This window comes from Woeseia oceani (assembly GCF_001677435.1).
GTDB classification, from domain to species: domain Bacteria; phylum Pseudomonadota; class Gammaproteobacteria; order Steroidobacterales; family Woeseiaceae; genus Woeseia; species Woeseia oceani.
This window is the reverse complement of the sequence record NZ_CP016268.1, coordinates 1,825,723-1,839,088: the sequence shown is the minus strand read 5'-3', so window position 1 is coordinate 1,839,088 and position 13,366 is coordinate 1,825,723. Positions and strand designations below refer to the sequence as shown.

Annotated in this window: 13 protein-coding genes and 1 tRNA gene; 7 read left to right on the top strand and 7 right to left on the bottom strand. The window is 57.6% G+C overall.

Annotation, left to right across the window (positions count from 1 at the left end):
* Window positions 1-639 carry a translesion DNA synthesis-associated protein ImuA gene (imuA, locus tag BA177_RS08155; RefSeq protein WP_068615266.1) on the bottom strand — a complete coding sequence of 213 codons (639 nt, stop codon included), beginning with the start codon at window positions 637-639 and terminating at the stop codon, window positions 1-3.
* Window positions 640-664: 25 nt separating this feature from the next.
* A complete protein-coding gene (lexA, locus tag BA177_RS08150; protein WP_068615263.1) occupies window positions 665-1,282 on the bottom strand; it encodes a transcriptional repressor LexA in 618 nt (205 codons plus the stop codon).
* 177 nt (window positions 1,283-1,459) lie between these two features.
* Between lexA and BA177_RS08145 the strand changes: the two genes are divergently transcribed.
* The 3 genes from BA177_RS08145 (at window position 1,460) to BA177_RS08135 (ending at window position 3,139) form a co-directional block, all read left to right on the top strand.
* Window positions 1,460-1,900, top strand: a complete 441-nt coding sequence (locus BA177_RS08145) for a hypothetical protein (protein WP_156762744.1) — start codon at window positions 1,460-1,462, stop codon at window positions 1,898-1,900.
* Window positions 1,901-2,032: 132 nt separating this feature from the next.
* The gene (locus tag BA177_RS08140; protein WP_068615257.1) at window positions 2,033-2,227 is read left to right on the top strand and encodes a helix-turn-helix transcriptional regulator; all 195 of its coding nucleotides are present in this window, start codon (window positions 2,033-2,035) and stop codon (window positions 2,225-2,227) included.
* A gap of 60 nt (window positions 2,228-2,287) precedes the next feature.
* The gene (locus BA177_RS08135; RefSeq protein ID WP_068615254.1) at window positions 2,288-3,139 is read left to right on the top strand and encodes a 5'-nucleotidase, lipoprotein e(P4) family; all 852 of its coding nucleotides are present in this window, start codon (window positions 2,288-2,290) and stop codon (window positions 3,137-3,139) included.
* 9 nt (window positions 3,140-3,148) lie between these two features.
* Here BA177_RS08135 and BA177_RS08130 read toward each other — a convergent pair whose 3' ends face one another.
* The gene (locus tag BA177_RS08130; RefSeq protein WP_068615251.1) at window positions 3,149-4,963 is read right to left on the bottom strand and encodes a protein kinase domain-containing protein; all 1,815 of its coding nucleotides are present in this window, start codon (window positions 4,961-4,963) and stop codon (window positions 3,149-3,151) included.
* Between the two features lie 289 nt (window positions 4,964-5,252).
* Between BA177_RS08130 and BA177_RS08125 the strand changes: the two genes are divergently transcribed.
* On the top strand, window positions 5,253-5,690 hold the full coding sequence (locus tag BA177_RS08125) for a hypothetical protein (protein ID WP_068615249.1): 438 nt from the start codon (window positions 5,253-5,255) through the stop codon (window positions 5,688-5,690).
* 69 nt (window positions 5,691-5,759) lie between these two features.
* On the opposite strand, the gene BA177_RS08120 is transcribed toward BA177_RS08125, so the two are convergent.
* Complete coding sequence (locus BA177_RS08120; RefSeq protein WP_068615246.1) at window positions 5,760-8,033, bottom strand: xanthine dehydrogenase family protein molybdopterin-binding subunit; 2,274 nt, start codon at window positions 8,031-8,033, stop codon at window positions 5,760-5,762.
* Window positions 8,034-8,035: 2 nt separating this feature from the next.
* Window positions 8,036-8,494, bottom strand: a complete 459-nt coding sequence (locus tag BA177_RS08115) for a (2Fe-2S)-binding protein (RefSeq protein WP_068615243.1) — start codon at window positions 8,492-8,494, stop codon at window positions 8,036-8,038.
* A 129-nt stretch (window positions 8,495-8,623) separates the two neighbouring features.
* Between BA177_RS08115 and BA177_RS08110 the strand changes: the two genes are divergently transcribed.
* A complete protein-coding gene (locus BA177_RS08110; protein ID WP_068615240.1) occupies window positions 8,624-9,901 on the top strand; it encodes a Xaa-Pro dipeptidase in 1,278 nt (425 codons plus the stop codon).
* Between the two features lie 14 nt (window positions 9,902-9,915).
* Here BA177_RS08110 and BA177_RS08105 read toward each other — a convergent pair.
* Window positions 9,916-9,989, bottom strand: a tRNA-Gly gene (locus BA177_RS08105).
* Window positions 9,990-10,246: 257 nt separating this feature from the next.
* Here BA177_RS08105 and BA177_RS08100 point away from each other — a divergent pair.
* Entirely contained in the window at window positions 10,247-11,323 is a 1,077-nt protein-coding gene (locus BA177_RS08100) for a sensor domain-containing diguanylate cyclase (RefSeq protein ID WP_068615237.1), read from the top strand.
* 249 nt (window positions 11,324-11,572) lie between these two features.
* Entirely contained in the window at window positions 11,573-12,877 is a 1,305-nt protein-coding gene (locus BA177_RS08095; RefSeq protein WP_068615234.1) for a DEAD/DEAH box helicase, read from the top strand.
* A 27-nt stretch (window positions 12,878-12,904) separates the two neighbouring features.
* Here the strand turns inward: BA177_RS08095 and BA177_RS08090 are convergent, their stop codons facing one another.
* Complete coding sequence (locus BA177_RS08090) at window positions 12,905-13,333, bottom strand: hypothetical protein (RefSeq protein WP_068615231.1); 429 nt, start codon at window positions 13,331-13,333, stop codon at window positions 12,905-12,907.
* Between the last annotated feature and the right edge of the window lie 33 nt (window positions 13,334-13,366).

Here is a 13,366-nt window from a genome sequence, read left to right as displayed (position 1 = left end):
TTAATGCCCCGGCAGATCGGCATAATTGTGAATGACACCCGGCACCGCCGCCGGGCGCCCGCCACGGCTTTTCAGAATGTGGATATCCGTGCCGCCATCGCCCTGCCGCAGCTCTATGCGCAAGGCGGCCGCCGAGTGCTCCCGCCGCGCGCGCAGGGAACGAAAGGCAATAACCCAGCTCTTGCCCTGTTCGGCGGCAAGTTGCAGACGACGACTCGCCGTGCTGTCAAAACGCTCAGACCACAACAGGACCGCGGCGCAATTACCGCAACTTAAAGCCTGCTCAGCCGCCCATAACGCCTCGGTGTCTGCCCGTGGTTTCACGATCAGCACCCGCGACAGGTTGATGCCCCATTGCTGCAAGGCGGGCGGGTACGGCTGAAACGGCGGTGCGATCCAGCTCAGCCAGCCAGCGGCCTCCTGGCTGAGACGCGCCAGCGCCGGCATCAGCAGTTTCAGTTCACCACTGCCGTACTGCTCCAGCAGGATTTCGGTCAGCGCATGCTGCGGCCAGCCACCGCCTGGCAGGTGCTCGTCAAAGCGTGGGTACCCTGTGGCGAGTCCCTGCCAGGCGCTGCCCTGTGCCCGCCCTCGCCACAGGCGCGGGCTTTGCAACAGTTTGTCGAGTGCATCGCTCATACCGGGCGTTGGCGTTCAGGTTCAGTCAGTGCAGCAACAGGCCATCGCGAATGACCCCGACCACGACGCCTTCGATAACCATCGCCTGCACATCCAGATTGACCTGGATAGGTTCAAACTCTTCGTTCTCCGGCAGCAGCCAAACCACCTTGCCATCCTGCCGGTAGCGTTTCACCGTGACCTCATCATCGATGCGGGCGACCACGATCTGCCGGCTGCGCACTTCCGGCGTGCGGTGCACGGCAACGAGATCGCCGTCCAGAATGCCCGCGTTCTTCATACTCATGCCGTATACCCGCAGCAGGTAATGCGGCTTCGGCCGAAACAGCGCAGGGTCGATACGGTAATGCGTTTCGATGTGCTCCTCGGCAAGAATCGGGCTACCCGCCGCAACCCGCCCAACCAGCGGCAAACCCAGCTGATCGCGCAGGGAGTCCTTGAGCTGAATACCGCGCGAAGCACCGGGCAACAGATCCAGCACCCCCTTCCTCTGCAGGGCACGAAGGTGGTCCTCAGCCGCGTTAACCGATTTAAAACCCAGCTCCCGGGCGATCTCGGCACGCGTCGGCGGCATACCAAATTCGGCTATAAAGTCTTGAATCATCTCAAGAATCTGTTTCTGGCGGGGAGTCAACTGGTCCATCGTAGGTATCCTGTATAAATAGACAGTAGCTGTGAGTATATACAGTTATCCCGGGCTTGCCAGTCCTTTTTGCCTGTCGTTCACAGGAACACAGAATGACAAGCTTACTTTACTTTTAGACAAGCACTCTATACAGTGCCGGTATGACAAGTAATCTTTACAACAGCAGAGCAGATCGTGAGCAACAATTCCTCTACTGACGAACCCAGACAGCCCTTCTTCTACAGCTTCGGCAGCGCCAAGGATCGCCGTAACCAGTACACTTTCATGGCTACATGCCTCGTCTGGGCAATTAGCTTTACCATGGCAAACAGCCTGCTCAGGGAGCACACAGAACTGACACGCCCTCTGTTCATCTTCCTGCTCGCCGCGCCCAGTCTGCTGGGGATCGGCACCCTGTTCGCCTACCGGCGATTCCTGCAGCAAACCGACGAGCTGCAGCGAAAAATTCAAACGGACGCTGCAGGTGTTGCCCTGGCCGCGTATTTGTTGCTCGCGACGGGCCACACGCTGCTGGAATCCGCTGGCCACCAGGCACCGCAAACCATGGACCTGTTTACTCCGGTCGTCCTGATCTGGTCAGCTGCGCAAATCTACGGTGCCTGGCGATATCGCTAGACATCCCCCCTCACCGCTTCGCAAAGACCAGGATGCACACCACAACAACCCGCAAACTCCGCCGCCAGCCACTGTCTGTCAGAGGCAAGCGCTGTTCCGGCCGGGCCGCAGCAACCGCATGAAGGACGGCCAGTGAAGAATCGACTGAAAATCCTGCGCGCCGAGCGTGATTGGTCACAAGCCACGCTCGCCGAGCAACTCGAAGTCTCACGACAGACCATCAATGCCATCGAAACCGGCAAGTACGACCCAGGGCTACCGCTGGCGTTTCGCATTGCACGGCTGTTTGAACAACCCATCGAAGCCATTTTTGACCCGGAGGAGTAAGAGCACTCCTCGTAACCCGCTACAATCAAGCAACCTGCAAACCCAGCACGAGGAATTCGCATGATCGATCTGACCGATCACGACCGCCGCCGCATACTGGCGCTGATACTCGCAGCCGGCGGCGCAGCCAGTACCGCACCCGCCTTAGCTGCCAGCGTCGACAACGACGACAGCAACCCACTCCTGTGGGCGCTGGCCTGGCAACAAACTGCGGCAGAGTTTCAGGCACTGTGTTATCAGGCGTACAGCCTTGCGCGACTGCGCTTGCAGATCGCGCTCGCCCAGCGCGACGATGACGATCGGCCGCTCGCGGTAATCGCCGATCTCGACAACACCGTGCTGCATGCCAACAGTTACTGGGGCTACCTCGTCAACGAAGGCAAGGATTTTTTTGATGACGCCATCTGGGATGAATGGCTGCCGGAAAACCTGATGACGGCCGTACCCGGTGCGCTCGATTTCCTGGCTTACTGCAAGCAACAAGGTGTCGAAGTCTTCTATGTCACGAACCGTGACCAGGGCGAACGCACCTACGAGTATGCGCTGGTGCAGTTACAGGAACTTGAATTCCCTTACGCTGACAGCGACCACCTGTACGTCTTTCGCGAAACATCCGACAAAACGCCAGCAAGAAGATCAATCGAACAGCGCTTCGACATTGCCTTGATGCTGGGCGATAACCTGAACGATTTTCGTCGCGACTACTACGTGAAGGATGTGGCTGAACGGATGGCGTTGATGGAACGGGATCGCGCCGACTGGGGCGACAAATTCATCCTGTTACCCAACCCGACTGACGGTCACTGGGTCCGCGCCATTTTCGGCGAATCCGAACCGCAGCCAACGGATGCCAATCGCGCCCGGTTAAGACTGGCGGCAACAAGACTGGCCTGGAACGGCCGCCGCGAGTAGGCAATGACCTCAGCTGCCACCCGCGGCCGCGATGCGCGCGGATATTTCCATCTGCTGTTCCAGCCAGTTGTGCACTGCCCGGCAGTAGTCGCTTGACTCGACGTTGATTTCGAAAATCGGCGCGTACTCTTTCAGTTTCTGATAACCGGCACCCACCAGCTTCACGCAATACTCGGTCTCAAGTGGGATACTCGCTTCGAACTGCTTCAGCAGGAACAACATCTCGGGGCGCATTTCGTCGCTGCTGCGCGACTGAAATAGCTCACATAGATCATTGGCGAATACGGCGATGTCACGCAATGCCGCACTCTCATCTTTTGGCTTGCCAACCACACCCGGCGGCAAGCCGCGCACCGAATCAACAATCGAACGCGGCAAATTCCAGATCTTCGCGACTGCTGCACCGAGTTCGGCATAGCTGACACCCAGTACACCACGCGAAGCCGCCATCTTGCCCAGGCCTTTATCTTCTTGCAGCGCTTTGATATCAGCGTATTCGTCGGGAAAATAGTAGATAACAAGGTTCTCGCCGACGTTTTGGCACATTCCGCAGATAAACGCTTCTTCCGCGCGTGGCAGTTTGGCCCGCTGTGCGAGGTGCCGTGCAATAAGGCCGCTGAAGAATGAACGGGTCAACGAATCCTTCAGGATCGCTGAATCACCTTTGAGGTGACCAAAAAAAGTCAGGCTGTTCGCCGTCAGCCGAATTTGCTCAACGCCAAGGAATACCACGGCTTGAGAAACGCTGGTGATCTCATTCGCGCGCGTCCCATAGAAGGCCGAATTCACCAGCTTGAGCAACTTACTCGTTAGCGCAAAATCGCGAAGAATCACGTTTGCCAGTTTGTCGGCTGAAACCCGCGAGTCTTCACCGGTCATCTGATTAATGTCTGAAAGCGTGCGCGATACAGTTGGGAAATCGGCCTTGCGCTGCATGCGCCGCAGCAGGAATTCGATAGTGCTGTGATTGGTATCCGCATTCTCGGCCAGTTCGCCCAGACCCGTCTCCTGCAGAAAAATGGCGAATGCCTCGCTCATTACCCCGCAATCAGCGTAGCGCCCTTCCCGGTCGCGCTCCAAAGCTCCTTGGAGAAAGCGAATGAATTCCACACCGTGAGGAATGCTCTTTAACAGATCGTAGTCGACATTGGCCGAGATGATCTGCAACTGCACTTGTTCGACCGTCATGCCTTTCATCGCATATTCGCCGGTGATCATCTGGTAAAAGGTACCGCCCAACGCAAACACGTCGGTCCACGGTCCCAGTGGTTTGTTCAGAAAGTGTTCCGGCGCCATGTACCGCAAGGTGCCGGTTACCGTCTCGCTGGATTGATGCGTGAAATTGACGTACTGCGCCAGACCGAAATCCATCACTCGCGGAACCTTGTCACTGTCGATCAGAATGTTTCGCGGGCTGAGGTCAAGGTGCAATATTTCCGACTCATGTGCCGCTGCCAACGCTTTGAGTACAGCCGCAATAACCGGCACGGCGTCTTCGATGCTCATCTTGCCCTGAGTCTTCAGTTGCTCGGCCAGTGTCGTGCCTTCCACGAACTCGAACACAAGATACGGATCACCGTTGTGCTGCCCGGCATCAAAAATCGGCACAATGTTCGGGTGTTTCAGCTTGCTGGAAATGCGCGCTTCAAGCGGCGTGCCATCGTCACTAAGACTGTTCAGTTCAGAGCTGCTGCCGTTAAGCACTTTGATCGCGACAAAGCGATCCAGCACCGGGTCCCGGGCCAGGTGCACGGCCCCTTGGGAACCACTGCCGATGGGACGAATGATCTCGTAGCGCCCTATGCTCTGTAATTGCTCAGTCATGTGTGTTCTGCGTCTCTGTAAGTTCTTGTTATACCGATAGCTAATCGGCCGCCGACGGGTCCATGCAGCGCGCCCCACTCGTAAGTCGTTAGCGGCCGTGTGCGGCCAATCTTTAGTCTGCGAATGAACCATTCGCGTGAAACGCGTCACAGCTTTCAAAAGCGGCAGCAATCCATGCTTTTCTGGTCTTTTTCGACCGAACTTGTGATTTGCGTGTCTGGCAGGCGCGGCGCACACTCAGGACAAGCGGCGCCCAAGCCGTCTCCCAAAAACTCACCGGGGAAGCTCAATGAACGACAGAATTTATGCGCAACCCACCCGTGGATTCTGGATCGTCAGCAGCCTGACGCTGCTGTGGAACTTGCTGGGCGTCGCCGCCTACTTACTGCAAGTCACCGCCAGCCCGGAAGCCCTGAACACGCTCACCGAAGCTGAACGCAATCTGCGGAGCAACATGCCGGGCCTGGTTACTGGCGCGAACGCCATTGCTGTATTCAGTGGCTCGCTCGCCAGTCTTGCACTGCTATTGCGCAGAACATGGGCAATTCCACTGTTCGTCCTGTCACTACTGGCGGTGTTGGCACAGCTTGCCGCAACCCTGTTACTCACCGACGCATTTGCGGTTCTCGGCGCGCCGGCCCTTGTATTGCCAGTAGCAATCGTCCTGATCGGTATCTACCTGATCGCATTTTCCCGCGCGGCCAAGCGCCAGGGTTACCTCTTCTAGGCTGGCCTAAAGAGGCGTACCTCGTCAGTCGTTGATGACCGGCGAGGTACGCATCAGCACCGTTGCAAGCTACAAACGGATCGGCAGGTTTCGTGCGCGCGTACCGGTCGCCGCAAAGATCGCGTTGCCGATAGCCGGCGGTACCGGAATCAATGGCGGTTCACCCAGCCCGGTAGGCATTTCGCTGCTTGCCATAAAACGAATATCCAACTCCGGAACATCGGCCATTCGGAGTGGCGTGTACGTATTCAGATTCCGCTCGGCAACCTGGCCATCCTTGAACGCCGCGCCTTCGTGCAGCGCGAGACTTACTCCCCACAACGCCGCACCTTGTGCCTGCGCAAGCGCGCCATCCGGATGCACAACCGTTCCGCAATCGATCGATTGCCAGAGCTTTTTGACCGTCACTTTTTTGCTACTCTGGTCGACAGCCACATGAGCGACACACGCTACCCACGTAGGCATGTTCCGCTCCTGCCCATGACAGACAGCAACTCCCATACCTTCGCCCGCCGGGAGTTCGCGTCCCCAGCCACTGCGATCCCGTACGTCGCGCAATGCGGCCGCGAGGCGCGCAGCGCCGCCAACAGCCGTCGGTGCAGAACCGGCATTTTTCCCGGCCGCATCCAGCCGCGCCAGACGAAATTCAACAGGGTCTACACCGGCCAGGTTGGCCAGCTCATCCATGAAACTTTCGACGCCCCACCCTATCCAGCCGGGACCTACGGCGCGCAACCAGCCGGGCAAAAACGTTTTCTGCGCGAGATCGTTGTTGACCGCACGTACCCTGTGGCTCGGCAGGCTGTACCAGTGATCCGCGCCACTGACTGAAAACGTATCGAACTTGCCGTTGCCATCGACGCCATCAGCGAGAAAGTCGGGTGCCATTGACAGGGTTGGCCAACCGGCTGCTGCCGCATGCTCGACCCCGGTCAACTGGCCGTCGGCATCGAATGACGCGTCGAACTGCTGCACGGAAGCCGAACGCGTGCAATCGAAACGGCTGTCCTCTTCGCGCTGAAACACAAGCTTGACCGGCTTGCCGAGCGCGCGCGCAGCCAAGGCTGCCGGAATCATCTGATCGCCGTACAGGCGTCGACCAAAACCGCCACCCAGGTAGTACTGGTGAATGACAATACTGGACTCCGGCATTTCCAGCGCGGCCGCCAGTTGCGGCAATATCAATGATTGCCATTGATTGCCCGCATGCACGTGACAAATGCCGTCGGCATCGAATTCGACCAGGGCATTCTGTGGTTCGAGCGTGAAGTGCAGCGCGGTCGCCGTCCGGTAAATCCCCGTATGGGTTTTTGCTGCCGCTGCACGGGCGGCGGCAACGTCACCGTCGTCGACAACCAGCACGCCCGTGCTCTTGTCATTCGCCAAGCGCTCGCCTTCGGCAATCAGGTCGCTCTCGCTAACCTTCGCCGTCGGTCCGGGTGTCCAGTCGACGACGATTGCGGCGGCCGCTTTCATCGCACTGGGAAAACTGTCTGCGATGACCAGAGCCCAGCCTTGAATAAGCTTGCTGGGATCGTTTATTTCAATCGTCCGCTGATAGCCGGGGATCTCGAGCGCCGCCCTGTCATCAATCGAAAGAATTGAACTGCCGTAACGGGTTGGCGGAATCAACGGGTGCGCGTAAACCATGCCTGGCAGCTCGACATCGAGTCCGTAGGTGGCCGCGCCGACACTCTTCGCCGGAATATCGAGAGCCGCCACCGGCTTGCCAATAAGGTCACGTTTGGCGGCCGGCTTGATGGGCATCGCTGCCAACTCTTCCTCGCTGAAACTTCGGCTGATGTCCCCTTTTTGTACGATCTCGGCAAAGCTGACCGATTGATTGCCGGCACTTACCTTGCCGCCTCGTGCCACGCAGTCCGACGCGGGAACGCCCAGCAGCGCAGCGCCTGCATCAACCAGCACTGTGCGGCCCGCGGCACCGGCCTGAGACAACATGGCCCAGCTCGTAAATACCGACCACGATCCGCCCGTCACCATGAAGCCCCACTTGGGATCCGTGTCCACATGCTTGATGCTGACGCTGTCCCAGGCGGCGCCCAGTTCGTCGGCCACAATACGCGCCAGTGCGGTGCCGACATGCTGCCCCATTTCTGCCTTCGCTATATTGACGACGACGGCACCGTGCGCATCAATCTCGAACCAGACTGCGGGGGAAAAACTCCTTGTCATGTCGCCTGCTGCAAGATCGCTGGCCGCTTGCTCCTGACTGCAGCCCGGCAACAATGCGCCAAGGCCCATAACCAAACCGGCATTCGCGGATCCCACCAGGAATCGGCGGCGACTCACGTCTTTGCTCAACGTCTTCACGTTCATAACCATGATCAGGCCTCCCCACGCTTGGCAGCGACTTTGATTGCCTTCTTGATTCGTGCGTAAGCCATGCAACGACAGAGATTGCCATTCATCGCCGAGTTGATATCGTCGTCGGACGGGTTCGGCTTCGTGTCCAGTAAATTGGCAGCCTGCATGATCTGCCCTGACTGGCAATAACCGCACTGCGGGACCTGTTCTGCAACCCAGGCCTGTTGCAGTGCCTTGCCCGCCGCACTGTCCAGACCTTCTATGGTGGTGACCTTGCGCCCCGCCGCCACACTTACCGGCGTCACACAAGAGCGGATCGCGTTGCCGTCCAGATGCACTGTACAGGCACCGCACATCGCGATACCGCAGCCGAATTTGGTACCCTTCAGCTTCAACTCATCACGAATGACCCACAACAATGGCGTGTCATCCGGGCTCGTGGCTGTAACAGCCTTGCCATTCAATTCGAATTTGATCACGGTATTCCCCTAGGTAGACTAATTGCAGCGGCAACCATTGTCAGTGTAGTACAGAGTGGCTGAAAAATGGACATTGGTCGCGCCGCCATACCGAAGTGAATTTTGTTCATGCCCAAGAAAAGGACGGAAATGAAGACAATTACAGCGTCAGTGATTTTGCTTGCATGTGCCATCGCAAGTGCCCCCGCTGCCGTGGCGGACGTGGTTTACGTCAAGGCCGGCCAGCTCCTGAACCCGGTGAACGGCAAGGTTATGCGCGATGCCGTCATACAAATTGATGGTGAACGAATCAGCGCTGTAAGCCAGCGAACAGCCGACATCCCCGCCGATGCGACAGTTATCGATCTATCGGACCGCTTTGTCATGCCCGGCGTCATGGATATGCACACCCACCTGATGGGACACCTCGACAACTACTTTTTTACCGGTTATTTCCAGTCGCCACACCGTGCGGTTATCGGCGGAGTCGTAAATGCCAAGAAGACCTTGCTGGCCGGCTTCACAACGGTTCGCGACGTCGGTGCTTCTGACTACATGGATGTCGCGCTGCGTGACTCTATCGACGCCGGCGAAGTGCCGGGGCCACGCATGGCCGTCGCAGGCCCGGCATTGGGTATCACCGGTGGCCACGCTGACGGAAATTCACTGAACCACACATTTGCAGAACGCGCAGACGGCGTCGCGGACGGCCCCTGGGAGGTCCGCCGACAGGTCAGAAAAAACGTCAAGTACGGTGTAGACCACATCAAGTTCACCGCTACCGGCGGCGTATTTTCCAAGGGCACGATTCCGGGCCAGACGCAGTACTCGCTGGAAGAGATGCAGGCGCTGGTGGAAGAAGCCCACACTCACAATCGCCGGGTAGTCGCACACGCGCACGGAACGGAAGGCATCAAACGCGCCATTCTGGCCGGTGTCGATTCCGTTGATCACGCGAGCTTCCTCGATGATGAGGCCATCCGCATGGCCAAGAAGCACGGCACGTACCTGGCGATGGATATCTACAACACCGAGTACACGCTGGCAGAAGGTAAAGCGAATGGTGTACCCGAAGAAAACATCAACAAAGACCGTATGGTGGGTGAACGGCAACGCGAAAGTTTTTCGATGGCGGTCAAAGCCGGCGCCAACATGGTCTTCGCGACCGACTCCGGCGTCTATCCGCACGGTGACAACGCCAAGCAATTTTCGCGCATGGTTCGTTTCGGCATGACGCCATTGCAGGCATTGCAATCAGCAACGGTCAACGCCGCAAAATTACTGGGCTGGGAAGATCGGGTCGGTCAGATCGCACCCGGCTACTACGCCGATATCATCGCCGTGGACGGCAATCCACTTGAGGACATTTCGACCCTGGAGAATGTCGGCTTCGTTATGAAAGGCGGAGTCGTTTACAAGTCCGAATAGTCAAGCGGGTTGGCTGGAGCGGGTGATGGGAATCGAACCCACGTTATCTGCTTGGGAAGCAGAAGTTCTACCATTGAACTACACCCGCCCTGGTCGGACCCCTGCGATTCTAAATGCAGTTCGCTGCCACCGCCATAGTGTTCATGCCGGCCGATAGACAGGCCTTTTGGTTGCCGTGAGCCGTCAGTGTACGCGGCCAGTACTATACATTCGGCTTAAGTCACGGGGATCCGGGCCGATAAAGGGCATAGCAACGGCGATTACCTGCGCTTGGGCGCCTGTAACGGGCGCTGCCAGCACTATGGATGGTGCAATACGCCTTAGTTATTAAGGACATAAGCGAAAATGAATTCAGTCCCAATACCCGAAAACGATGCGGATCGAATCCGCAAACTCCAGGCGTACTCGATCCTCGACACGCTGCCGGAGCAAGACTACGACGATATAACACGTCTGGCATCGCTTATTTGCGAGTCACCCATCTCGTTGATCAGCCTGGTCGATGAGCATCGGCAATGGTTCAAGTCCCGTGTCGGTCCGGACGCCCAGGAGACGCCGCGCGAGCACGCGTTTTGCGCCCATTCAATCATGACCCCGGACGATGTTTTCATTGTTAACGACGCCAGCAAAGATGCGCGTTTTGAACAAAACCCGTTGGTGACCGGCGAACCCGACATTCGCTTCTACGCCGGTGTGCCACTGGTAGCGCCCAGCGGCGAAGCCCTCGGAACCTTGTGTGTCATCGACAGGCAACCGCGTGAACTGACCTTAGCGCAGGCGGATGCGTTGCGTCTGCTCTCCCGACTCGTCGTGAGCCAGCTTGAGATGCGGCATGACATCGAGAATATCGAGCAATCACTGCTTGATCAGGGCGATCACGTCGCGCGCCTCGAAGACTACAAACGCAAAATGGACGAATCCCATGCCAACCTTCGCGTGCAGTCTGTCACTGATGTACTGACCGGCCTGCTTAACCGACGCGGCTTGCGCACTCGCCTGGCAGAAGAATTCGATAGAGCAAAGAGAGAACAATCCTTATTCTCATTACTGGTCATCGACGTTGATGAGTTCAAGTCATTCAACGACACCTACGGCCATCAAGCGGGCGACAAAATCCTCGAAATGCTGGGTGCCTTGTTGAAGGATGTCACCCGCGTTTACGATTCCGTCGGTCGTTTCGGCGGCGAGGAATTTGTGGTGTTACTCCCCGGTTCGGATACGCAAGGTGCACGGGTCATAGCCGAACGGACCCGCCGCGCTGTCCAACGCCATGCATGGCCCAATCGCAACGTCACGGTCAGCATCGGCATTGCCACCTATGCTGACAACATGGAGAGCGCTGCCGACTTATTTGAAGCAGCTGATAGCGCGTTATACAAGGCGAAAGAAAACGGCCGCAATCGCTGCGAGAGCGCGGCCTAAGCGCCAGTAACTGGCCGCAGCCCCGCACCCGGCCTCCAGCCGCAACGGCATCGCTGCGAAACCGGTTGCGCCATGCCCTTCCAATTCCGCTTCACTCTGTTATAGTCCGCCGCGTCTTGGCGCACTTCGGTCTGCGCCACTTACTTCTGGCTTGCAATCCGCAGCCTGAAGTCACTCAAGAATCCAAGTCTGGACCGAACCCGTCGCGGCATTGGTCGCCATTGGTCAGACGATTCGGAGCTACAATCAATGTTATTTAAAGAACTCGGCCTTTCGGCCGAATTGCTGCGTGCTGTAGAAGAACAGGGCTACACGACAGCGACCCCCGTACAACAACAAGCCATACCGCCCATTCTCGCCGGCAAGGACATTCTTGCCAGCGCGCAAACCGGCACCGGCAAAACGGCAGGCTTCACCCTGCCCTTGTTGCAGTTGATGCAACAGAAAGAATCTTCCAAGCGCACCTTGCGTGCCTTGATCCTGACGCCTACCCGTGAACTCGCGGCTCAGGTTGCGGACAGTGTTCGCGATTACGGTCGCCATTTGCCGTTCAAATCAACAATGATTTTTGGCGGCGTCAGCATCAATCCGCAGATCGCAAAATTGAGGCGCGGCGTTGATATCGTCGTTGCCACGCCGGGACGCCTGCTGGATCACATGCAGCAAGGCACTATCGACCTTTCCAAAGTTGACCTGCTGGTGCTGGATGAAGCGGATCGCATGCTCGATATGGGCTTCATCCGCGACATGCGCAAGATATTCAATGTACTGCCGAAGAAGCGGCAAACCTTGTTGTTCTCTGCGACATTTTCAGAAGACATCCGCAAACTCGCTGCCGACTTGCTAACCAGCCCGGTTGAGGTGGAAGTCGCCGCGCGCAACACAACTGCCGAGCGCGTCAGCCAGCTTGTTCACCCGGTCGATAAGAGCCGGAAACGTGAATTGCTGTCATTGCGAATTGGCAAAGAAGACTGGCGTCAGGTGCTGGTGTTTGCCCGCACCAAACACGGTGCCAATCGCCTGGCGGAACAATTGAACAAGGACGGCCTGACATCCGCAGCTATCCACGGCAACAAATCACAGGGCGCACGGACTCGCGCGCTAGCTGATTTCAAGGCCGGCAAAGTCCGGGTTCTGGTTGCAACCGACATTGCCGCTCGCGGCCTTGATATCGAACGTCTGCCGCACGTGGTGAATTATGAACTGCCGAATGTACCGGAAGACTATGTGCACCGTATCGGTCGCACCGCGCGCGCAGGACAGGACGGCCAGGCAGTCTCGCTGGTCTGTGTCGACGAGCTGAAGCTGCTACGTGACATCGAATCGTTATTGAAAACGAAGATTCCAAATGAGGTGGTAGCCGGTTTTGAAGTGGACCCCAGTATCCGGGCTGAACCGATCAAGAACGGTCGCTCAGCGAATACGCGCTCCAGACCGCGTTTTGCGCGCAATGACTCGGGCGACAATCGATCAGGCAAACCCGCTACTGCCAAGAAGCGCAGCGCTGCACGCAACAACCGCTCGTCATCTGGCGCTCGTCGGCGCGCGAGCTGAACCAGGACTCAATCGCAGGCTTTGCGGCTAAAGCTTGTTGATCATCAGTCGCAACGATTGTTCGCTGCGACTGATGGTCACGTTGTTTTTCGGGTGTGGCTCCAGAGACAACAAGCTGAACTCATAACCCAGCGCAGTCGACAATTCCGGTTCGCTGCCAACACGCGTGCGCAAACTGACTTCAATTGCGTCGTCAGTACCGCGCGCGACACTTATGACTGCCAGCATCTGGCCGGCCCAAACACACGTCAGTCCGGTCGGACAACGAGAATCTTCGATCTTCAGCAAGTGTAATCGCAGCCCTTGATAATGCTGCGTTTCGTCAAACCGAAGTTCGAGCACTGCCGGCGTATTTGCTGTGCTGGTGGTAGCTGCCACCTCTGAATTCACCGCTGTTGCACCATTGCAGCCCGCAAGCAGCACGGCAATCAACGTTAACAGGATCTGGCTAGACATCGTCGCTGCACCGTCGTGAAAAACACAATGTAA